1 protein-coding gene is annotated in these 368 nt (G+C 43.8%); it reads left to right on the top strand.

The window, feature by feature from the left end; translation table 11 throughout:
* The first annotated feature begins 120 nt into the window (after window positions 1-120).
* Complete coding sequence (locus SPHN_RS18350; protein WP_248525284.1) at window positions 121-270, top strand: hypothetical protein; 150 nt, start codon at window positions 121-123, stop codon at window positions 268-270.
* Window positions 271-368: the final 98 nt, after the last annotated feature.

The following is a 368-nucleotide window of genomic DNA, read 5'->3' as shown; positions in this document are numbered from 1 at the left end:
TAGTGTATCGTGTATTCATCTGTTGTTTTTCATTTTTTTTTTTTTTTTTTTCTTTTTTTTTTTTTTTTTTTTTTTTTAACGGTGTCTCGTGGGCTCGGAGATGTGTATAAGAGACAGTTCATGAAGGGCGGCACGATCGAGCGCGGCTATATCGGCGTGCAGTTGCAGCCGGGCGGTACGATCAACGAAGACACCGCCGCGGCGCTGGGCATTCCTGTCCCCTGTCTCTTATACACATCTGACGCTGCCGACGATCGCTATGAGGTGTAGATCTCGGGTGTCGCCGGATTGTTCACAAAAAGAAAAAAATAGAATGTAAGAGAAAAACGAAAAGAGGGTATATAGAGTGATAAGAAAGCAACAGTCAG

The sequence above is a fragment of the Sphingomonas faeni genome (assembly GCF_023195535.1).
GTDB lineage: Bacteria > Pseudomonadota > Alphaproteobacteria > Sphingomonadales > Sphingomonadaceae > Sphingomonas > Sphingomonas faeni_B.
This window is presented reverse-complemented; position numbering and strand designations above follow the sequence as displayed.